Below are 22,654 nucleotides of genomic sequence, written 5' to 3'. Positions count from 1 at the left end.
TTTTTAAATTTTCTTTATAATTTTTGCTTTTGCACTCATAGAAATTATTTCAAATTTATAGATGTTTGTTCTTTTTAGGCTTGCACTTACAGCCAAGTCAAATGCTTTCATATATCTTGGAGTATATTTTTCACATAACAACCTTAACGCCCTAACCTTTTCATCACTGTCTAAAACCTCATAAGCTAATGTTTTTAAAACTGCACTTTTATACTCTGTTGTAAAAACATTACTTCCTAAGCTTTTTGGATTTTGCATAAATTTATTAAGTTCATCATCGCCTAAATTTGGTACTTTTACATAACTTACACAAACTATCGTAACCTCTTTTGCATTTTGGAAAAGTCTTTTTTTACTTCCAGCAGGTGCTCCGTGAATATAGATAAAATTTCCACTCCTAACAACAGATAAAGGGATACTAAAAACTTCATTTTTATCTATTGTAGAAAATGTCGCATACTCACAGTTATCTACTATTTCATAAGCGCTTTCATCGCTTAGTTTTCTATCAATTCTACGCATATTTTTTCCTAAAAAGTTGTTTAATTTATTATATAATGATTGGCTTAAAATAGACTTTAAATGGAACTTGGAGTTATTTTTAAACAACAAATTTATAAACTTAATTTATGATATTTGATATCAAAAATAACAGCAAAAATTTATGCTGTTTTTAAGAGTGCTTAGTTATAATATTTTATCAAATTTCAAAAAATTCAGGATAAAAATTGGCACAAAAAGAGATTCTAAAAAGAGATGGAAGTAAAGAGGAGTTTTTTCCATATAAAATTGAAGATGCTATAAAAAAAGCATTTAAAAGTGAAAATAAGCCTTATGATAAAAGTATTTTTGATGCAGTTATGGATGAAATAACTTTTAAAAAAATAGTTGCTGTTGAAGACATTCAAGATATTATTGAAAAAGCGCTTTTTAAGGCAGGCTATTTTGATGAGTTAAAAAGTTTTATGCTTTATCGCCACACTCATAAAATGCAAAGAGAACAGATTCTAGGGTTAAATGATGATACAACATACATTAACTCAACACAAACAATAAATGAGTATATCAATGGAACTGATTGGCGAATAAGTGCAAACTCAAATACAAGTTATTCAAACGCTGGTCTTATAAACAACACAGCAGGAAAAGTTATCGCAAACTATTGGCTAGATGCTGTTTATAGCAAAGAAGAGGGTTTAGCACATAGAAATGGCGATTATCACATTCACGATTTGGATTGCTTAACTGGATATTGTGCTGGCTGGAGCTTAAGAGTACTTTTAAATGAGGGATTTAACGGAGTTAGAGGCAGAGTTGAAAGCCGCCCACCAAAGCATTTTCGTGAAGCTCTTTATCAAATGGCAAATTTCTTAGGAATACTTCAGAGCGAATGGGCTGGAGCACAGGCTTTTTCAAGTTTTGATACATATTTAGCACCTTATGTTTTTAGAGATAAACTAAGCTACTCTGAGATGAAAAAGGCCATTACAAATTTTATATTTAACCTAAATGTGCCTGCAAGATGGGGTCAAAGCCCTTTTACAAATATAACCATCGACTTAACTCCTCCAAGTGATTTAAAAGATCAAATTCCAACTCATGATGATAAACATCTTTTTAGAGACTTAGAAGACGATAAAGAGCTTTTAGAACTGGCAAACAAACGAGGTAAAAAGCATTTAATCGACATGACTTATGGCGATTTTCAGCCTGAAATGGACGCAATAAATAAAGCATTTTATGAGGTAATGACAAAAGGTGATCGCCTAGGACAGCCTTTTACTTTTCCAATTCCTACTGTAAATATAACTGAAGATTTTAATTGGGATAGTGAAGTAGCTGATGCATTATTTGAAAATACAGCAAAAATAGGCTCAAGCTATTTTCAAAATTTCATAGGAAGCCAATATATAAAAGATGAAAATGGAAATTTAGTTGAAAACCCAAAAGCTTACAAGCCAGGACATGTAAGAAGTATGTGTTGTAGATTGCAACTTGACTTAAGAGAACTTTTAAAAAGAGGTGGTGGACTTTTTGGAAGTGCTGAAATGACTGGAAGCATCGGCGTTGTAACTATAAATTTGGCTCGTCTTGGATATTTATATAAAAATGACAAAAAAGCACTTTTTCAAAGGCTTGACTATCTTTGCGAACTAGCAAAAAGCACACTTGAAAAAAAGAGAAAATTTATCCAAGAAATGTATAATCGCGGACTTTATCCATACACCGCAAGATATCTACCTGGATTTAAAAATCACTTCTCAACTATTGGCATAAACGGTGCAAATGAGATGATAAGAAATTTCACAAACAATAAAGAAAACATTACAACTAAATTTGGAAGGGAATTTTCACTTGAAATAATAGAGCATCTAAGAGAAAAAATTAAAACCTTTCAACAAATTACTGGAAATTTATATAATCTTGAAGCAACGCCAGCTGAAGGCACAACATACCGCTTCGCAAAAGAAGATATAAAAAGATACCCAGATATAATCCAAGCAGGAACTAAAGAAAATAATTACTACACAAACTCAACACAACTTCCTGCAAATTTTGGAGATGATCCGTTTGAAGCACTTGATTTACAAGATGAGTTGCAAAGCAACTATACAGGAGGAACAGTGTTTCACCTTTATATGAAAGAAAAAATTAGCTCAAAAGAGGCGTGCAAAAACCTAGTTAAAAATATAGTTACAAACTACAAGCTTCCTTATATTACAATCACACCTGTTTTTAGTGTATGTAAAATTCACGGATATATAGCAGGTGAGCATGAGTTTTGCCCATATTGTGATGAGGAAATTTTAAAACAAGCAAATTAAAAGGAGAAAAAAATGAGTAGAAATGAAATTTTAAATGCAAACAAAGACAAAAGAACAAAATGCGTTGTTTATACAAGAGTTATGGGTTATCACAGACCAGTAGAGAGTTTTAATATTGGTAAAATTGGCGAACATAATGAAAGAGTTAAATTTTGTGAGAATCCCAAAAAAGTAAAATCGGCCTAAAAATGGCACTAATTTATTCTATAACGCCATTTACAATGCTTGATTATCCTGATAAACTAGCGTGTATTGTTTGGTTTTCAGGGTGCAATATGCGTTGTATTTACTGCTATAACACTGAAATTGTAAAAAGCAGTGGCGCTATAGAAAATAGTGAGTTTTTACGCTTTTTAGATGAACGCATAGATAAGCTCGAAGCTGTTGTTTTTAGCGGCGGAGAATGCACATTGAATAAAGATTTTTTATATCTAGCAAAAGAGGTTAAAAAAAGAGATTTTAGCCTTAAAATAGACACAAATGGTTCAAATTTAGAAATTTTAAAAAAAGCTATAAAACTAAATTTAATTGATTATATTGCACTTGATTTTAAAGCATTAAAAGAAAACTATTTTTTAGTAACAAATTCTAATTTATATGAAAAATTTATAAAAACTTTAAAATATCTAATAAGTTTAAACTTTCCTTTTGAAGTAAGAACTACAATTCACGCCGATATTTTTACAGAAAATGATATTTCAAAAATGGCCAAAATGCTAGAAAAATTTGGCTATAAAGGAGTTTATTATTTGCAAAATTTTCTAGAAACTGGTGAGAATTTCGGACTTTTACAAAACCCAACAAATAGCTTTGATCCAAAAAAAATTAAATCTAATTTGAAGATAGAGTTAAGAAATTTTTGATTACTTGTCATTTTCATTTTCTTTAAAGCCTTATTTAGATAAAATCATTTAGCTATTACAAGTTCAAGGAACAAATTAAAATGATAATTGATAAGAAAAAAATTTATAACCCAGAGTCAAATGAAACACTTGGCGATAGAAAAGTTTTTGGTGGAAATCCGCACGGAATTTTAAATTTCACAAAAGCTAAATATCAATGGGCTTTAAAACTTTGGGATTTAATGGAAGCAAATACTTGGTTTCCTAAAGAAGTCGATACAACTGATGATGTAAGAGACTACAACTTTAACCTAACTGGGGCTGAAAAAAGAATGTATGATCTAGTTTGGAGCCAACTTATCTCGATGGACAGCTTTCAAACAAACAACTTAGCTGATAATATCAATCCTTATATCACCGCTCCTGAAATAAATGCTATTTTAGTTCGTCAAGCCTATGAAGAGGCAAATCACTCTAAAAGTTACGCTGTAATGGTTGAGGCAATATGCGAAAATACAGATTTAATATATGAAATGGAAAAACATGACGCAGTTTTGAAAAAAAAGAATGATTATATTTCAAGCGTTTATGAGGATCTTGCTGGTGATGTAACAGAAGAAAAGTTAGTTTTAGCAATGGTTGCAAATCAAATTTTAGAAGGAATCTATTTTTATAGTGGCTTTACTGCAATTTACGCATTAGCAAGGGCTGGAAAGATGCTAGGATCAGCTCAAATGATAAGATTTATCCAAAGAGATGAAATAACTCATCTTTTACTTTTTCAAAATATGATAAATACAGTAAAAAAAGAAAGACCCGATCTGTTTAATGAAAAAATTATAAATAAAATTTACGAAATGTTTGAAAAAGCTGGAGAGCTTGAAATAGAGTGGGGAAAATACATCACCCAAAACCAAATTATGGGCTTTACAGATGATATTATAACTGATTATATTCATTACTTAGTCGATCAGCGACTAACTGCAATTGGCTTAAAGAAAAAATATGGTGTAAAACATCCAATAAAATGGGTTGATGACTTTGCTAAATTTAACGATCAAAAATCAAATTTCTTTGAAAGTAAAGTTACAAATTACAGCAAAGGAAGTCTTAGCTTTGATGATTTTTAAAGTAGGATTATGGAAAATTTTGAAATTTTAAAATGCCAAAAACTAGCTGATGAGATAGCAAATTCATTAAATCTAACACCAGCTTTATATGAGGCGTTTTGCAAGGTGCCAAGAAGTATTTTTGTGCCAATAAGTGCTTACGCTTATGAGCTAAACCCTCAGCCTATTTTAGGCGGCCAATGGATAAGCTCACCTTTGACAGTTGCTAAGATGAGTTTAACCTTAGAGCTTGATGGGGTTGATAAAGTCTTAGAGATTGGCTGTGGAAGTGGATATCAAGCAGCTATTTTAAGTAAAATCATAAGGCGAGTTTTTACAATTGAAAGAATTGAAAAACTTGTAAATGAAGCTAAAAAAAACTTTGAAAGTCTAAATATTACAAATGTTCATTTAAGATATGATGATGGAAATGCTGGTTGGAAAAAGTATGCTCCTTATGAGAGAATTTTACTCTCAGCTGCAGCAAAAGAGATAGATAAAAGACTTTTAGATCAGCTTGAAGTTGGAGGAATTTTAGTTGCACCACTTTATAAAGACGGCTGCCAAAAAATAGTAAAAATAAAAAAAATTAGTGAATTAGATTTTAACCAAGAAATAATTGATGAGTGTGAGTTTGTCCCACTTTTAAAAGGAGTTGAACAATGCAAATAGAAGTTGCGATAGATCTTTTTTTAGAAAAAAGTAGTCCTATAAATTTAAAAAAAGAGGTTACAAAAGTAGTTGACCTACTTCAAAATCTTAAAGCAAATGTTTTAAGTTTTAGTCAAAATGAAAATGACTTTTTACAAAATTCATATATTGAGTTTTGTGGAAGCGATGAAATTGATATATTAAATTTAAGTTACAGGTATCCAAAAGCGGGATATTTTTTCATAAATAGATTTTTTGAAAACAATATGGAAAATTTTTATAGAGATTTTGCACTAAAAGATAAATTAGAATCTTGCAAAGAAGTTTTTGAAAATAATCAAAACTCAGCAGTTGAAGATGTCGTCAAAGGCGAAAGTGCAAATTGCGTTTCTTTATATATTTTTATGGAAAATATCGCTAGAAAATATGAAAAATATACCGAAGATAGAGAACTTAAAATAGAATTCAAGAAAAAAATTATAAATTTTTATAATTATCTTTATAAAATTTTTGAAATTTTAAGTCCAAATTTAGCGCAAAAGTATTTTGATATAGTTTTTCATAATCATCCGATGATGTTAATAGAACTTATTAAAAACTCTCTTTCATCAAACTCTATTCAAAGTGTTGTAACTACTTTTAGCGAAGAAAATAAAATAAATGCTGGCTTTAAAGATAAAAATGAGTTTCACATACTTGATCAAAACAGTTTAACTGAGTTTATATCTATTATTTTTATAGAAAATAACAATTTACACTCTTTTATCTATAATCAAAACAATCTTAAAATTCTATCAAGCACTTTTGCTAAAAAAATTGAAAATTTAGATGACTTTACAAAACTTTGCACTGAATTTGCTTCTAAATTTAAACCATACCCTGTAGATGTGGCAGAATTTAATAAACAATGTATTTATTATGAGCTATTTTTTAAATTTATTTTTAGTTATGGAAGTAGTTCAGTATCAAAAAATACACTATTTATTGGCTCTTTTGGTGTTGAAAAAAATAAAACCGCAAGAGAAATTTTAAATATAAAAAATATCCCTATAAATAGATATTGTGTTATCTCAATGCATGAAAACTACAAATATGAAGATTTCATGGATGGTTTTGTAAATGGTGAGTTTGTAAATGGTGAGTTTAAAGAAATTTGCAAAAAAGCAATCAATGATAAAGAAAACGACTACTATATGATTATAAATGATATAAATAGTTGTGATATAGCCTCTATATTTGGCGAAAGTGCAGAACTTCTTGAAAATAGATATTCAGACAAAAATCCTGCATTTATAAGAACTAAAAACTCAAGAATAATTGATAAATTTGATAATATTAATGATTTTAGTGTAGTTAAAAAAGAAGGAAAATCTTATTTTGCAATACCTGAAAATTTATTTATTATAGCTACACTTGATACAAATTTAGGATATAAAAACACTCCTCCAAGCTTTTTGAAGAGATTTAAGAAAAACTATATAAAATGCAACTATCAAGCTATAGTTTCGGCTCTTGAAGGCATAGAAAATGTAAATAGCTACATAAAAACCTGTGAGAGAATAAATGAAATTTTAGCAGATAAAACGCTTGATGATGAGATAGAAATTGGGCATTTTGTGTTTATCGACATAAAAAATTATATAAAAGATGGTGAAATCTCTCAAAACTCATTAAAAGATTTTTATGAAAATGAGTTAAAATCCATCCTAAAAAGTATATTTACAAAAACACTTTCTCCAAAAGAAGCAGATGATGCACTAAGTACTATAAAAAATGCTTTAAGACAAGGTTATTAATTAAGTTTAGCCAAAATTAATTTTTGGCTAAACAAAGTTCTTTTATAACAAACTCAGGTGTTATAGTATTTTTAAAAGAGTTTTTTATAACAGAGGCTATCAAATCCACCCTATCGCCCTCTTTTGGCATAAAATCATAATTGAAATAAAGGGCTTCTTTATAGATATTGTTTTTTTCAATTGTGATTTTTATATGATTTTTATCTTTTCCAATCGTTCTAACATTACTTACTACTGCATTTTTTATTTCAAAAATTGGTTTTGGGTTTTTTTGCCCATAAGGTTCAAAAAATTCCAAAATGTCTAAAAGCTCTAAATCAAGCTCTTTTATATCAATTTCACCTAAAATTTCATCAGCATAAGGCGAAATTCCATCCAAATCTTGCAAAAAACAACTTGAGTTAATTGCTTCTTTGAATTTAGGTAAATTTTTACTTTCTATAACAATTCCAGCTGCGCCTTTATGTCCGCCAAAGCTAAGTAAAAGCTCTTTTTGAGATGCAATTAGCCTTAAAATATCAAATTTATTAACACTTCTTGCACTTCCTTTTGCACGGTGCTCATCTACACTAAAAACAATTGCTGGTTTTTTATAGTGTTTGCAAAGCCTTGATGCGACTATACCAATAACACCTTCATGCCAATTTTTTCCCCAAGCTACAATTATTTCATCATCTTGACTTACAAGAGCCTTAGAGCTTTCATAAAGCGTTTTTTCTTCATCTTTTCGTGATTCGTTTAAATCAACGATTTTATCTAAAAAATATTTTGCATTTTTATAATTCTTTGCTCTTAAAAACTTATATGAAAGACTTGCATCATCCATTCTACCAGTTGAGTTTATAAGTGGAGCTATTAAAAAACTAATATCATCAAATTCAAATTTATCTTTTGAGTATAAATTTTTTATCGCAAAAAATGCTGGTCTTTTTGATGAGTTAAGTTTTTTTATTCCAAGTTTTACAAGCACTCTATTCATATCTCTTAACTCCATCATATCAGCAATTATAGCAATTACTAATAAGTCAAGATCATTTGACATATTGTATTCAACGCCACAAACATCTTTTAAAGCACCAACTAAATACCACGCAACCTCAGCTCCACAAATTTCAACATTTGGAAATGAGCAATCACTTTGTTTTGGGTTAATTATCGCGTATGCTTTTGGTAAAACTGGCGGTGGCATATGGTGATCTGTTATAATTAAATCAATTCCCTTTTTTTTACAAATTTCAGCCGCTTCAACTGCACTAATTCCATTATCGACTGTAATTATAAGTTTTACACCGCTAATTTCTTCTAAAATTTTAGGATTTAATCCATATCCATCACTAAATCTATTTGGAATTTTTACAAAAAAATCAACACCCAAAAGATCAAAAAAATCAGCTAAAATCACACTACTTACAATACCATCAACATCGTAATCTCCCACAATTGCAATTTTTTCATTATTTTCAATTGCAGTTTTTATACGACTTGCTGCTTTGTAGCTATCTTTTAGACTTGATGGAAGTGGAATTTCTGAAACTTTGGTGTGAATATCTTTTTGAAATCTAGTTTCTAAAATTTCCTTTATCTTTTTTTTATCTAACATTTTTTGCCTAACATATTTTACCAAGCATTTTATTTGCTATTTTTCAATGCGGCACTCAAAAACCCAGTTATAACAGGATTTGGCTTTGTAAGGCGTGATGTGAATTCAGGATGAAACTGAACCCCTATAAAAAATGGATGATCTTTTAATTCAACTGCTTCAATTAATCCATCACTTTCACCGCTTACTATAAGTCCTGACTTTTCAAATTTTTCTTTATATTTTGGGTTTGCTTCAAAGCGGTGACGATGTCTTTCTTTGGCTGTTTTTACTCCATTATAAATTTTACTTAAAAGCGAGTTTGATTTGATATTATACTCATATCCGCCAAGTCTCATAGTGCCACCAAGTGGGCTTTTGTGAGTTCTAAGCTGCTTTTTACCATGACTATCTATAAACTCATCAATTAGATAGATAATTGGCTCTTTTGTATTTTCATCAAACTCAACTGAATTTGCATCTTTTATGCCTAAAACATCTCTTGCAAACTCAATTAAAGCAAGCTGCATACCAAGACAAATTCCAAGATAAGGAATTTTATGAGTTCTAGCGTATTTTATAGCTTCCATTTTGCCATTAATACCTCTTTTTCCAAAACCACCAGCAACTAAAACACCATCAACATCTTTTAATATTCCATCTACGTTTTCAAAGTCAATTCTTTCGCTATCGCACCATTTTATATCAACTTTTGTATCTAAATTTGCACCTGAGTGAATTAAGGCTTCGGTTAAACTTTTATAACTTTCTTTAAGTTCTAAATATTTTCCAACAAAAGCAATTCTTACTTTATTTGTAGGCTCATTTACTCTTCTAACTAGCTCATTCCACTCGTTCATATCTACTTTTAGCTCGCCTAAATCCAAACATTCGCTAATTGGAGTTAAAATATCTTGTTGTAAAAAAACAATTGGAATTTGATATATACTTTTACAATCAGGGCTTTCAATAACGCAGTTTTTTTCAACCCCGCAGCTTACTGCAATTTTATCTTTTAACTCTCTATTTAGTGGCTTTTCACTTCTGCAAATTATCATATCTGGAGTTATGCCTATTCTTCTAAGTTCACCAACGCTGTGCTGTGTTGGTTTAGTTTTTAGTTCTCCAGCTACACTTATAAATGGCACCAAAGTTAGATGCACATTCATAGATCTTTTTTTGCCAAGCTCTATGCGCATCGCTCTAATTGCCTCTAAAAATGGCTGACCCTCGATATCTCCAACAGTTCCACCAATTTCAATTATTAAAACATCTTTACCCTCACCTGCTTTTTTAAATCTATCTGTTATCTCATTTACAATATGAGGAATTACTTGAATAGTTTTTCCTAAATAATCCCCTCGTCTTTCTTTTTCAATAACCGCACTATATACTCTGCCTGTTGTGAAGTTATTATTTTGACTTAAATTCTCATCTAAAAAGCGCTCATAATGACCAAGATCAAGATCAGTCTCAGCTCCATCATCAGTTACAAAAACTTCTCCATGTTCTAAAGGACTCATGGTTCCAGGATCAACATTTATATATGGATCTGCTTTTAAAATGCTTACTTTAAGACCTGCTTTTTTTAAAAGCGTGGCTATACTTGCTGAAGCTATTCCTTTGCCAAGTGAACTTAAAACTCCACCTGTAACAAAGATATATTTAGTATCTTTTTTTGCTGACATATTTTTCCTTAAATTTATAATTTTACAATTATACCTTTTTAACTTTTATACTTGGTAAAATTTATAAAATTTAAAGTGTTTTTAATAAAACTACAAAATATTTTTTAAAATTTAATAATAAAATTCTTTTAATAAATTTAAGTTATTATAAAGTTGTTTTAACTATTTTTGTGTTAAAATTAAATTTATGAAAACTTTAAAAAATATATTTAATTTTTATATAGATGGTTTTAAAAATATGAAACTTGGAAAAACTCTTTGGCTTGTAGTTTTTGTAAAACTTTTTATAATGATTTTTATATTGAAAATGTTTATTTTTGACAAAAATATTCATACTGAATTTCAAACCGATGAAGAAAAAATAAATTTTATATATCAAAATTTAAAAAAGGATTAAAATGGAGGATTTAATAAGTACGGTAGATTGGTCAAGAGCACAATTTGCCTTAACTGCACTTTACCATTTTTTATTTGTTCCACTTACTTTGGGGCTATCATTTATGCTTGCATTTATGGAGACTTTATATGTAAAAACTGGTAATCCAGAATGGAAAAGAATAACTAAATTTTGGCTTAGACTTTTTGCTGTAAATTTTGCAATTGGTGTTGCAACTGGCATAATAATGGAATTTGAGTTTGGAACGAATTGGGCAAATTACTCATGGTTTGTTGGAGATATTTTTGGAGCTCCTTTGGCAATTGAAGGGCTTTTTGCATTTTTTCTAGAAGCTACATTTTTCGCTGTTATGTTTTTTGGCTGGGATAGAGTTAGCAAAAAATTTCACCTTTTCTCAACTTGGATGGTAGCACTTGGTTCAAATTTAAGCGCTTTTTGGATTTTAGTTGCAAATGGCTGGATGCAGCATCCCGTTGGCACAGTTTTTAACCACGAAACCTTAAGAAATGAGATGATAAATTTCGCACAAGTTGCACTTTCACCAGTTGGAATAAGTAAATTCTTGCACACAGTTGGTGGCGGATATATAACATCAGCCTTATTTGTTTTGGGAATTTCAGCATATTTTATGCTTAAAAACAAACATTTTCAAATGGCTAAAAAAAGCTTTATAGTTGCTGCAAGTTTTGGCTTTTTAAGTTCAATTTTTGTTCTATTTAGCGGCGATGAAAGTGCATACCAAGTAGCACAAAAGCAACCCATGAAACTTGCTGCAATGGAAGGGCTTTACAAGGGTGAAGTAAATGCTGGAATCGTTGCAATGGGAATTTTAACACCAGATAAAAAACCAGGCGATGAAAAAGAGCCTTTTATTGTAGAAATTCAAGCACCTTATTTGCTAGGACTTATGGCAACAAGAGGAATAAATAATTTTACCCCTGGAATTGATGATTTAGTTTATGGAAATGAAAAATTTAATATCCCATCTGCTCAAAGCAAAATTGATAGTGGAAAAATTGCCTTAAATGCACTGGAAAATATTAAATTAGCAAGTGAGAAAAATGATGAAAAAAGCATTTTAGAAAATAGAAAAATTTTAGATGAAAATATGCATAATTTTGGATATGGATATTTAGATAAGCCAGAAGATATTGTTCCACCTGTTGGGCTTACATTTTATAGTTTTCACGTAATGGTCGCACTTGGAAGTTATTTTATAGTGCTATTTTTGACAACTCTTTATTTAAGCATGGCAAATAGAATTGAAAAATATAAAAAACTTCTTTGGGCGTGCGTGTTTAGCATACCACTTGGATATGTAGCGTGTGAGGCTGGGTGGATAGTAGCAGAAGTTGGGCGACAACCTTGGGCGATACAAGATTTAATGCCTGTTGGAATTGCTGCTACAAATTTAGCAAGTGTAAATGTTAAATTATCATTTTTACTATTTGTGGTTTTATTTACAGCTTTATTTATAGCTGAGATAAAAATCATGCTTAAGCAAATTAAGATAGGATTTTAAGATGTATGAATATTTACAAATTTATTGGTGGATTGTAGTTTCGCTAATTGGTGGGCTTTTTGTTTTTATGATGTTTGTTCAAGGTGGACAAACTTTGGTTAAAAAAATAGCCAAAGATGAGGCACAAAAAGATCTTTTTTTAAACTCAGTTGGAAAAAAATGGGAGCTTACTTTTACAACTTTAGTTATGTTTGGAGGAGCTTGTTTTGCAGCTTTTCCATTGTTTTATGCAACTAGCTTTGGTGGAGCTTACTGGGTTTGGCTTGGAATACTTTTTTGTTTTATTATCCAAGCAGTTGCTTATGAGTATAGAAAAAAACCTAATAACTTTTTAGGGCAAAAAACTTATGAAAATTTCCTTTATATAAATGGCTCTTTAGGGGTTATTTTAATAGGCATTGCAGTGTCAACTTTTTTTAGTGGAAGTAGTTTTGCTTTAGATAGCAATAATTTTGTTGATTGGCAAAGCAAATTTAGAGGACTTGAGGCTTTAAAAAATCCATTTAACTATATTCTTGGAATTGCTCTTTTTTTCCAAGCAAGAGTTGGCGGGGCGATGTATCTTATAAATAATATAAACGATGATAAAATAAGAGAAAATTTAAAGAAAAATCTAAAATTTGATGCTTTGATATTTGTTGCTTTTCTAGTAGCATTTTTACTATTTTTAGTTTTAAAAAGCGGATATGGTGTTAATGAAAACGGTGTTGTAGAAATGGTTAGATTTAAATATGGTTTAAACTACTTAGAGATGCCAATTGTTTTAATTATGCTTTTAACCGGGCTAATTTTGGCTCTTTTTGGACTTTATAAAGCTATCTTTACATCTAGCATAAAAGGAATTTTCCCATACGGACTTGGTGTTGTCTTAGTTGTAATGAGCGTGTTTTTAGTAGCTGGACTAAACTCCACAGCATTTTATCCATCGCACTTTGACTTACAAAGTTCACTTACTATAAAAAACGCTAGTTCTAGTTTTTATACTTTAAAAGTCATGGCAGTAGTTTCACTTTGGGCACCTGTTTTATTAGGTTATATTGCTTATGTTTGGAGACTTATGGATGCTAAAAAACTCACAAAAGATGAGATAGAATAAGGAAAATAAAATGATAAAGTCAATTATATTTATAATTATTTGGTTTATTTTAATCTTTGCAAGTTATAAATTTATAAAACTAAATATAAATCAAGTTGAGGAAAACGAAGAGAGATATTTTAAAAACTGATTTTAAGGGTTTTATTTAAGCCCTTAATTTAAGTTTTTATCTACAAACACACTTGATTTATTTAAAAATCTTACCGTTTTTAGAATTTTTTACCCACATTAAATACTAAATGCTACTTTTATTTTATGTAAAAAACAAATACAAGTTTTTTCAATCATAAATAAAATTTTAAAAGCCTCAGCTAAAGAAAATCACGCTAAATTTATAGAAATAAATGAAGCTATTTGTAAAAACGATGAGTACCTACAAAGCAAGATAATCAATAATAAAAAGCGAATTTTAAGATCTGATGATGGAATTCATCTAAGCACATTTGGAGCAAAAGTTGTGGTTGAATTTATCATAGAAGAGATTGAAAAAAATCCTTTTAACTAAGCCTTAAAAATTTAATAAGCTTTTCAAAACTTTGTATTTGATCTGTAAATTCTTGCGTATCTAAAGAGGTAATTTTTTTAAATAAATTTGGCTCTAAAGAATCAATTTTATTATCTAGAATGATTAAAATCTCATCTTTATAAAGTAAAATATCAGCCTTTTTATCACCAACTAAGCTTTCAAGCCTTTCTATAAAAACAGGATTTAAAATATAAAAAGCTTTTGTCAAATCAGAGCTAAAAACTTTGAAATTTTGGCTAAATTTAACACTATCAAGCTTTATTTCTTCCAAATTTTTAGCTGAAATTATCCCTAAATTTGTTATTAAAACTTTAGAATCAAACTCTTTTTTAAGTCTTGCGTTAAAAATTTTGCCTTTAAATTTTACTGTCCCAAACCAAAGCTCTCCATCGCAAATTTTAAACTCAACACTGCTTAAAATCCCGCTAAACTCATCATTTGTTATTAAAAAGCCACTATTTGGTTTTGAAAAGTTTAAAACGACTTTTTTTAATTTTCGCGAATTTCTTGAAAATTTTATATCTTTTATGCCAATAGCTTTAAAAATAGTTTCGTTAAGCTCTTTTATAAAAGAATTTTTAATGCCAAATTTAAGACTAAAAATAACAAAAATGTAGATAAAAAATAAAAATAAAAGCGGCGTTACTCTTGAGCTTATCGTAGGATTTTCAACAAGCTTAAAAACGCCAAATAAAAAAACTAAGCTAAAACTCCCACCAGTTATAAAAAGCTTATTTAATAACTTTTTTCTTTTATTTTCAAGCTCATTTATCATCTTTTATAAAATCCGTTTCTAAAACTTAAATTTTTCTTTGTTACCATATTTTTAGTTTTTAAATTATAACTATTTAGAGTAACTGTTTATTTGCTCTTTTACCTTTTTAAGCTCTTTTAATGCTTTAAATTCGCTATTGCAAAGCACTCTAAAAACTAAAATTTCATCATTAATACGCGAACTTGCCATAATAAAATCATCACTTATAATATCATCAAATTTAGGAGTTTTAAAGCCATAAATCAACATAAAAAAGTTAAATTTAAACTCTTTATAAAGTCCAAAACTTTTAACTTTATCATCTAAGATTGTTTTATCGCTAAAAATTAGCTTATCATCAACAAAAAAGTTATTTGCTAAAAAAAGTTTATTAAATTTAAAATCATCGCCGCTTTTACTATATCCACTACTTACACCATCAATATAAACAAGCTTTGAGTTTTTTTTCAAATAAAAATCCATAATTTGCTTAAATTTAGCATTTTCATACGCGATTAGGCTTAAATTATCATAGTCTAAAAAGGCATTTTCACCTAAAATTATTTTAGAGCTAAAAACAGAGTATTTATCATCTTGGGTTTTATAGACTTTTTGATTTGATTGGGGCAAGATGCTTATCTTTACATCATTTTCAAGGATGATTTTTTGGTTGTATGTTTCACCACTTACAAGCCCGCCGCCCAAAGTTACAAGATAGATAAACTCATCATCTAAAATTCGACTTGCTTTCATGCAGCCTTTGTTTTTATACTCTTTTAAAACAGTTTTATCGCCTTTTTTAGCAAAAACTAAACTTAAATCATTCATCTTAAATCTTCAAATAAACACTCTTTTTTAACCCAGTTAATAACATCATTTAAGCCTTCATCTTTTTTCAAATTTGTAAAGAAAAATGGCTTATTTCCTCTAAAATTTAAAGTATCATTTCTCATCACATCTAAATTTGCCCCAACAAATGGTGCAAGATCGGTTTTGTTTATAACAAATAAGTCTGATTTTATCATACCAGCACCGGCTTTTCTAGGGATTTTTTCACCTTGCGCAACATCTATTATATAAATACTAAAATCAACTAAATCAGGGCTAAAAGTTGCAGCTAAATTATCACCACCACTTTCTAGAAAAATAAGATCTAAATTTGGAAATCTTTGTTTTAACTCCTCAATTGCTGAGTAATTCATCGATGCATCTTCTCTAATTGCAGTATGAGGGCATCCACCTGTTTCAACGCCAATTATTCTACTTTCATCTAAAACACTATTTTTAGCTAAAAATTTAGCATCTTCTTTTGTATAAATATCGTTTGTTATGACACCTATCTCATAAGTTTTACTTAAAACTCTACTAAGTCTTTCAACAAGCAGTGTTTTTCCTGCTCCAACAGGACCACCAACACCTATAATTACAGGTTTTTTCATTATTATTCCTTTTTAAAAACTATGACATAAATAAACGAAAATTTAAGCTTTCATGCATTAAATTTCCAACTTCTAAAGCACAAAATCCAGCGCCTAAAAACTCACTACCAAAACTGCTTAAATTTAAAGCGTTTTCATAAATTTCATTAACTAAAAAATAGCTATTTTTTAAAATATTTTGTGTGTTTCTTTGTCCAAGAGGAATTGCTCTTGTGGCATTTGCGGCAAGATTTTTAATACTTGAAAAAATATAATTTTTTAAAACTTCTTTGCTAAGTTCAAATTCTTTACAAAATAGCCCAAAAACTATGGCATTATGCCCATGGCATTTTTTTGATTTAATCAAATTTTGATAATCTAAAAGTAAATTGGAGTTAAAAATTTCCAATGTTTTAAGGGAATTTTGAGCCATAAATTTATTTGCATTTTTAATTTCTAGGCTTTGCGAACTTGCATTTAAAATTTCATCTAAATTTATAATATCAAAACCATCGTATGTAAGACAAAAGCCCAAAGCATCGTTATATAAAAAGCTTTTTTCTAAGTAAACCTCAAGCCATTTTAAAAAGCTTTTTTCATCATTTATCAAATTTAATCTTAGAAAACTCTCAAAGCCGAAACTATGAGAGTATGCACCATTTGGAAAAGTATTATCAAAAATTTGAGAAATTAAGAGAACTTTATCCATAATTTTACTTTTTTAATGACTGTGACTTGCATGCCTTAATGCTGTTTTTAAAACTCTTTTGGTCTTTTTAAAATCTACATTTTGGTTTTTTAAAAACTCTTCTATTAGGCTATCTGGTTCTATTATCATTAAATTTTCTTCAAAAATTGCTGGAGTGTGGCGATTTCCAATATTATGAGCGATAATTCCCATTTCTTTCAAATTTTTTGGGCTAATTTCTAAAACATCAGTTGGTAAAATTTTAATCACTACAATACTATCTTCTAAAATAGCCAATATATCGCCATCTTTTAGCTCATCTTCAACATTTATTCCAATTTCAACGCCGTTATTACTTTTAACTCTTAAAACTTTTTTAACTCTATCGTCATTTGAAATATTTGCAAAATCAACTTTTTTATCTTTTAAATCAAAATTATCTAAATTTCCTAAAATTTTATTTACTATCAATTTTTTCCCTTAAAATAAAAAATATCTTTGCGTCATTGGCAATGTATCAAAAGGCTCGGTATATACAAACTCACCATCTACATAAACTTTATAAGTTTGAGGATCGACATTAATTTCTGGGGTTAAATTATTTAGTTTTAAGTCTTTTTTTAAGACATTATTACAGTTTGATACAGGTAAAATTATCTTTTTAAGCCCATATTTTTTACCGATATCAAGTTCATATGCATTTTTACTTACAAAACTAAAACAAGTCTTATGAACAGCCTCGCCAATGGCACCAAACATATATCTAAACTCATTTGGTTGAGGAGTTGGGATGCTTGCGTTACTATCGCCCATTTGAGCTAAAACTATCATGCCACCTTTTAATACCATTTTTGGTTTTACACCAAAAAATTTAGGATCCCAAATAACTAAATCAGCAAATTTACCAACTTCTATGCTTCCAACATATCGACTTATTCCTGCTGCGATTGCTGGATTTATGGTGTATTTTGCAACGTATCTTTTAATTCTTTCATTATCACAAAATTCACTATCTCCTTGCATAATTCCTCTTTGAGCTTTCATTTTATGAGCACATTGCCAGGTTCTAAGTATCGTTTCGCCAATTCGTCCCATTGCCTGAGAATCACTGCTCATAATAGATATTACTCCCATATCATGGAGTGCATCTTCTGCTCCTATTGTTTCAGCTCTAATTCTACTATCAGCAAAAGCAACATCTTCAGGAACATTTTTATCTAAATGATGACATACCATAAGCATATCAAGATGTTCTTCAATTGTATTTTTTGTAAAAGGCATAGTTGGATTTGTACTTGCAGGAAGTACATTTTTAAGACCAGCTAATTTTATAATATCTGGTGCATGTCCTCCACCTGCTCCTTCTGTGTGAAAAGTATGAATGGTTCTGCCATCTATTGCTTTTACAGTATCTTCCACAAAACCAAACTCGTTTAAAGTATCTGTATGAAGCCCGACACTTACATCAAATTTTTGTGAGGCTTCTAGGGAAAAATTTAAAGCTGATTTTGTAGCACCCCAATCTTCATGAACTTTAAGTCCTGCTGCTCCAGCTAAAATTTGGGCTTCATTTACACCTAAATTTGCACCACTTCCTTTTCCATAAATTCCAACATTAATTGGCAAACTATCGATTCCTTGAAGCATTCTTTCTATGTTGAAAGCTCCTGGAGTTACTGTTGTTGCCTTACTTCCATCAGCAGGACCAGTTCCACCACCAAATAAAGTTGTTACACCATTACAAAGTGCTTCTTTTACTTGTTCTGGATTTATAAGGTGTATGTGGGTATCAATTCCACCAGCTGTTAAAATTAATCCCTCAGCACTAATTACTTCTGTGCTAACTCCAACAATAAAATCAACATCATCCATTGTGCTATCGTTTCCACCATTTCCAATATAGGCAATTTTGCCATCTTTTATGCCAATATCAGCTTTATAAATTCCTGTATAATCGATTATTAAAGCATTTGTAATAATTAAATCCACAACTTTTGGTTCACCTCGAAGCAAAATAGCGTTTTGTCCCATACCATCTCTTAAAGTTTTTCCGCCACCAAATTTTGACTCTTCTCCATAAGGAATTAAATTTTTTTCAACCTTTGCAAAAAGATTAGTATCTGCAAGTCTTACACTATCACCTGTTGTTATACCAAACATTGAGGCATATCTTTTTCTTGAAATTTTAAAACTCATTTTTTCCTCACTTCTTATCTAAAAAACCATCAACTAGATTGTTTAATCCATAAACTTCTCTTTTTCCACCAATATCTATTAAACTAACTTCTTTTTCAACTCCTGGCTCAAACCTAACAGCTGTGCCTGAAGCGATATCAAGCCTTTTTCCAAAAGATTTTTCTCTATCAAATTCTAAATATTCATTTACTTCAAAAAAGTGATAGTGAGATCCAACTTGAATAGCTCTATCGCCTGTGTTTTTAACAACTAAAGTTATAGCATTTTTACCTTCATTGCAAGTAATATCACCATCTGCAAAAATATACTCACCTATTTTCAAAATTTATCCTTTTAAATAACTGGCTTATGAAGTGTTACAAGCTTTGTGCCATCGTTAAAAGTAGCTTCAACCTGAACTTCTTCTATCATTTCAGCTACACCATCCATTAAATCTTCACTTTTTAAAACTTCTCTTCCACTTTGCATTAATTCTACAACGCTTTTACCCTCTCTTGCACCTTCAAGGATAAAATCACTTAATATCGCCATTGCTTCTGGGTAGTTTAGTTTTAGTCCTTTGTCTTTTCTCTTTCTAGCTACACATGCTGCGTAACTTATGAGCAGTTTTTCATGCTCTCTTGGAGTAAAAATCATATTTGTCCTTTAAAAAATGTGATTAAAAAATAATATAAGATTATTATATCACAAATAAAATAAAAAACTAGTTTTATATAAGCTTTATTAAATATAAATCAAATTTTAAATATATTTTTATTTAAAGATAAAATTTCAACTATTTGCAGAATTGCATTTAAGTCATTTAGTATTTTTTTAGCTGGGTTTTTCGTGATTAGATTTTCATCTAAATTTGGTTCAAAATTATCTTTATTAGTATCTATTGTAATATAAATTTTAGTTTCCAAAAAACTTAAATTTAAAGGAACTTTAAAACGGTTTTTAATTTTTATTATACTTTCCATTAACGCAGGACTTAAGATATACATCGCATTTATAATATCATCAGTATAAATTTTAAAATTTTTATTAAATTCATAATTATCAGTTAATACTTTTTTAAGTTTTATGCTTGACTTTGGTTTTCTGTTTGACATTATAAAAGTTTTTGAAGTTATTGTTTTATTAAAATCAGCCACGAAAAAAAGTCCTGTATATTTATGAAGCCTCCAGTCTTCATAGCGAAAATTTTTAGAATAAAACAAATAACTTAAACTATAATAAAACATAGAAATTTTACCTTCAACTTCTGGCGGTTCTATATAATCTTGCAAAATAATATCACTAAATTTAAACTTAACTCCATTTATTTCACCACTTATTAAATCATTTCCACCCTCATCGTTAAACATTGGAAAAAGCCCACAATGTTCAATAATATCAGCTTTAATATGTCTTTTCATCTCATATTTAAAACCTTTTTTTTCGATAAAAGGCTTAAGATAAAATTCTTTAAAATTTTGTCTAAATTCTAATGAAACTAGCCTTTTATAATTTTTCAAATATCTTAAATAAAATAAAATCAAAATCACAAAAAAGATAAAAAATGTTATAAATTTAGAATTTTGTGAAATTTTTTCCCACTCTTTAAGCGTAAAAAACATAGCACCACTAACAAAGCTAAAATATGTCACTCCAACTATCAAAAAAGTTAGAAAAAAAATGTAAATTTTAGTAAAAAGCTCTTTTTCAAGCAGTTTTTTTCGCTGTTTTTCTAGCTCAATTAATTTCATAAATCATCCAAATTTGCCCATAAATTTTTATCAAGTGCCAAAACCTTAACAATACCAAAAAGTGCGTTTAAATCATCTAAAATAACCTTTGCCGGGTCTTGCTTTACAATGGGCTTGTTGATATCAGCCTCAAAACTATCAAAGCCTTTGTTTATGGCGATATAAATTTTAGTTTTTATAAAGCTAATGTTAATCTCGCAGTTAAAGACACTTTGCAAGTTTAAAACCCGCTCCATAAATGCCGGAGTTAAAAGGTAAAACGCATTTTGAATATCATCGCTAAAGACTTTGAATTTATCGTTAAATATTGGATTGTCAAGAGTTATTAAACTAAGCCCTTTTTTATCTCTTGGAGTATAATGAGACATAATAAAGGTGTTTGACTTGATGTTTTTGTTAAAATCAGCGATAAATAAAATGCCTGTAAAAAGGTGAGTTTTATCTCTTTCATAACGGTAAGAAAAATAATTTATCAAAAAATTAATTGCCCAAAGGCGCATGTCATTTTCAAAAGTAATATCCTTTTTCTTTTCTAAAATCAAATCACTAAAACTAAATCTAACATCTTCTATTTCTCCTGTTATCATATCATTTCCTCTTTGGTGAGTAAATGATTTAAAAAGCCTACTTCTAACAATATCTGTAGTGTTTATATAAGCGTTCATTTTATAATTTATATTTTTATTTTTTAGATATGGAAAAAGATATTTTTCTTTATATAAACTTCTAAAAACTTTTGCTCTTTTATCCATTAAATTTAAATATTCTCTTTTAAATCCATAAATTAAAAATATTAAAAATGGGATAAGTATAAATAATTTAGTTATAAAATTTAGTCTTGTAAGGTCTAAAAACTGAGTTAAAACTATCAAAAATGCAAAAGATAAAACAAAAAATACCTTTAAAAATGCATAAATTTGAAGCATAAAAAACTTCGAAACTACTTTTTTTCGCTCTCTTTCAAGTTCATTTAGAGTTATAATTTTCACTATTTATCCTTAGAATTTCAACTATTTTTAGAATTTTTTCAATATCTTTTATGATGTTTTTGGCTGGATTTTGAGTGATTAAACTTTTTGTAATATCTGGTTCAAAACTATTAATCCCGGTTTCAATTGCAATATAAATAACACCTTTTAAAAAACTGATGTTAATATCTGTTTTAAAATGGTTGTAAAGCTCTAAAACTCGCTCCATAAATGCCGGCGTTAAGATATAAAATGCATTTTGAATATCATCGCTAAAGACTCTAAATTTCTCATTGAACAGAGCATTATCAACTTTAATTTCTTTTAAATTTCCTTTTGGAGTTCCAAAACTCATTATAAAGGTGCTTGAATCAATAAATTTATTAAAATCAGCCTTAAAAAATATCCCTTTAAAAATAATATCAGTTCTCTTTCGACTGCGATATGCTGGAATTAAAGTTTCTGCTAAAAATGAATAGCTATCTTTCTCTTGTTTTAAATTTTTTAAAACGATATCACCAAAATAAAACTTAACGCCGTTTATCTCGCCGCTTACTGTATCATCGCCATTTTCATAGTCAAATTCTCTAAAAAGTCTTGAACGAATCAAATCAATTTTTTCAACACTATAATAAGGTTTGTATATAAAACCTTTTTTTTCTAAATATGGTTTTAAAAAATAGTTTTTAAACTCTTTATTAAATTCTTTTGATTTATTTGTTCTTAAATCTTTTGAAGTAGAAAAAAGTAGTTTTATAGCTAAAATTATTAAAATAAAAAGAAAAATTTTATCTTTATAATTTAAATTTATAAAATATTGTCCATAAAATATCACTATTAATACCAAAAATAAAATTATAAAAATAAAT

The 22,654-nt window shown here is 29.1% G+C and carries 20 protein-coding genes and 2 pseudogenes; 9 read left to right on the top strand and 13 right to left on the bottom strand.

The window, feature by feature from the left end; translation table 11 throughout:
- Positions 1 to 3: 3 nt before the first annotated feature.
- A complete protein-coding gene (locus CURT_RS00170; protein WP_018713481.1) occupies positions 4 to 522 on the bottom strand; it encodes a pyridoxamine 5'-phosphate oxidase family protein in 519 nt (172 codons plus the stop codon).
- 206 nt (positions 523 to 728) lie between these two features.
- On the opposite strand from CURT_RS00170, the pseudogene CURT_RS00165 reads away from it, so the two are divergent.
- From CURT_RS00165 to CURT_RS00140, 5 genes and pseudogenes are all read left to right on the top strand, one after another.
- A pseudogene (locus CURT_RS00165) lies at positions 729 to 3,011 on the top strand (ribonucleoside triphosphate reductase).
- A gap of 2 nt (positions 3,012 to 3,013) precedes the next feature.
- The gene (locus CURT_RS00155) at positions 3,014 to 3,688 is read left to right on the top strand and encodes an anaerobic ribonucleoside-triphosphate reductase activating protein (RefSeq protein WP_018713478.1); all 675 of its coding nucleotides are present in this window, start codon (positions 3,014 to 3,016) and stop codon (positions 3,686 to 3,688) included.
- A gap of 86 nt (positions 3,689 to 3,774) precedes the next feature.
- Positions 3,775 to 4,797: a ribonucleotide-diphosphate reductase subunit beta gene (locus CURT_RS00150; RefSeq protein ID WP_026320341.1), complete on the top strand. Its 1,023-nt coding sequence runs from the start codon at positions 3,775 to 3,777 to the stop codon at positions 4,795 to 4,797.
- Between the two features lie 9 nt (positions 4,798 to 4,806).
- A complete protein-coding gene (locus tag CURT_RS00145; RefSeq protein ID WP_018713476.1) occupies positions 4,807 to 5,448 on the top strand; it encodes a protein-L-isoaspartate(D-aspartate) O-methyltransferase in 642 nt (213 codons plus the stop codon).
- Complete coding sequence (locus CURT_RS00140; protein ID WP_018713475.1) at positions 5,439 to 7,223, top strand: 5-methylcytosine-specific restriction endonuclease subunit McrB; 1,785 nt, start codon at positions 5,439 to 5,441, stop codon at positions 7,221 to 7,223. The genes CURT_RS00145 and CURT_RS00140 overlap by 10 nt, the downstream gene beginning before the upstream one ends.
- Before the next feature lie 16 nt (positions 7,224 to 7,239).
- Here CURT_RS00140 and recJ read toward each other — a convergent pair whose 3' ends face one another.
- Both recJ and CURT_RS00130 read right to left on the bottom strand, forming a co-directional pair.
- Positions 7,240 to 8,823, bottom strand: coding sequence for a single-stranded-DNA-specific exonuclease RecJ (gene recJ, locus CURT_RS00135; protein WP_018713474.1), 1,584 nt, complete (start codon positions 8,821 to 8,823; stop codon positions 7,240 to 7,242).
- Between the two features lie 29 nt (positions 8,824 to 8,852).
- Positions 8,853 to 10,490, bottom strand: coding sequence for a CTP synthase (locus CURT_RS00130; protein WP_018713473.1), 1,638 nt, complete (start codon positions 10,488 to 10,490; stop codon positions 8,853 to 8,855).
- 187 nt (positions 10,491 to 10,677) lie between these two features.
- Here CURT_RS00130 and CURT_RS00125 point away from each other — a divergent pair, with 187 nt between their 5' ends.
- The 4 genes from CURT_RS00125 (at position 10,678) to CURT_RS09645 (ending at position 14,010) form a co-directional block, all read left to right on the top strand.
- Entirely contained in the window at positions 10,678 to 10,887 is a 210-nt protein-coding gene (locus CURT_RS00125) for a DUF4492 domain-containing protein (RefSeq protein WP_018713472.1), read from the top strand.
- Between the two features lies 1 nt (position 10,888).
- Positions 10,889 to 12,409 carry a cytochrome ubiquinol oxidase subunit I gene (locus tag CURT_RS00120; RefSeq protein ID WP_018713471.1) on the top strand — a complete coding sequence of 507 codons (1,521 nt, stop codon included), beginning with the start codon at positions 10,889 to 10,891 and terminating at the stop codon, positions 12,407 to 12,409.
- A 1-nt stretch (position 12,410) separates the two neighbouring features.
- Positions 12,411 to 13,505, top strand: coding sequence for a cytochrome d ubiquinol oxidase subunit II (locus CURT_RS00115; RefSeq protein ID WP_018713470.1), 1,095 nt, complete (start codon positions 12,411 to 12,413; stop codon positions 13,503 to 13,505).
- A 232-nt stretch (positions 13,506 to 13,737) separates the two neighbouring features.
- Positions 13,738 to 14,010, top strand: coding sequence for a DUF459 domain-containing protein (locus CURT_RS09645; RefSeq protein ID WP_456298358.1), 273 nt, complete (start codon positions 13,738 to 13,740; stop codon positions 14,008 to 14,010).
- On the opposite strand, the gene CURT_RS00110 is transcribed toward CURT_RS09645, so the two are convergent.
- The 10 genes and pseudogenes from CURT_RS00110 to CURT_RS00060 form a co-directional block, all read right to left on the bottom strand.
- Positions 14,003 to 14,806 (bottom strand): DUF3137 domain-containing protein, encoded by an 804-nt coding sequence (locus CURT_RS00110; RefSeq protein WP_018713468.1) that lies wholly within the window; start codon positions 14,804 to 14,806, stop codon positions 14,003 to 14,005. The genes CURT_RS09645 and CURT_RS00110 overlap by 8 nt on opposite strands.
- 69 nt (positions 14,807 to 14,875) lie before the next feature.
- Positions 14,876 to 15,613 carry an urease accessory protein UreD gene (locus CURT_RS00105; protein WP_018713467.1) on the bottom strand — a complete coding sequence of 246 codons (738 nt, stop codon included), beginning with the start codon at positions 15,611 to 15,613 and terminating at the stop codon, positions 14,876 to 14,878.
- Positions 15,610 to 16,224: an urease accessory protein UreG gene (ureG, locus tag CURT_RS00100; protein ID WP_018713466.1), complete on the bottom strand. Its 615-nt coding sequence runs from the start codon at positions 16,222 to 16,224 to the stop codon at positions 15,610 to 15,612. Before ureG ends, CURT_RS00105 begins: the two co-directional genes overlap by 4 nt.
- 19 nt (positions 16,225 to 16,243) lie before the next feature.
- Positions 16,244 to 16,912, bottom strand: a complete 669-nt coding sequence (locus tag CURT_RS00095; RefSeq protein WP_018713465.1) for an urease accessory protein UreF — start codon at positions 16,910 to 16,912, stop codon at positions 16,244 to 16,246.
- A gap of 12 nt (positions 16,913 to 16,924) precedes the next feature.
- Positions 16,925 to 17,362, bottom strand: a complete 438-nt coding sequence (locus CURT_RS00090; RefSeq protein WP_018713464.1) for an urease accessory protein UreE — start codon at positions 17,360 to 17,362, stop codon at positions 16,925 to 16,927.
- A gap of 9 nt (positions 17,363 to 17,371) precedes the next feature.
- Entirely contained in the window at positions 17,372 to 19,087 is a 1,716-nt protein-coding gene (gene ureC, locus CURT_RS00085) for an urease subunit alpha (RefSeq protein ID WP_018713463.1), read from the bottom strand.
- A 7-nt stretch (positions 19,088 to 19,094) separates the two neighbouring features.
- A pseudogene (gene ureB, locus CURT_RS09640) lies at positions 19,095 to 19,723 on the bottom strand (urease subunit beta).
- 98 nt (positions 19,724 to 19,821) lie between these two features.
- Entirely contained in the window at positions 19,822 to 20,817 is a 996-nt protein-coding gene (locus CURT_RS00070; RefSeq protein WP_018713460.1) for a DUF3137 domain-containing protein, read from the bottom strand.
- On the bottom strand, positions 20,814 to 21,806 hold the full coding sequence (locus tag CURT_RS00065; RefSeq protein WP_018713459.1) for a DUF3137 domain-containing protein: 993 nt from the start codon (positions 21,804 to 21,806) through the stop codon (positions 20,814 to 20,816). Before CURT_RS00065 ends, CURT_RS00070 begins: the two co-directional genes overlap by 4 nt.
- Positions 21,784 to 22,632: a DUF3137 domain-containing protein gene (locus CURT_RS00060; RefSeq protein WP_169478834.1), complete on the bottom strand. Its 849-nt coding sequence runs from the start codon at positions 22,630 to 22,632 to the stop codon at positions 21,784 to 21,786. Before CURT_RS00060 ends, CURT_RS00065 begins: the two co-directional genes overlap by 23 nt.
- Between the last annotated feature and the right edge of the window lie 22 nt (positions 22,633 to 22,654).

The sequence above is a fragment of the Campylobacter ureolyticus genome (genome assembly GCF_013372225.1).
Lineage (GTDB): Bacteria > Campylobacterota > Campylobacteria > Campylobacterales > Campylobacteraceae > Campylobacter_B > Campylobacter_B ureolyticus.
Note: the sequence above shows the minus strand (reverse complement) of the source record. Positions and strands in the feature narration are given on the sequence as shown.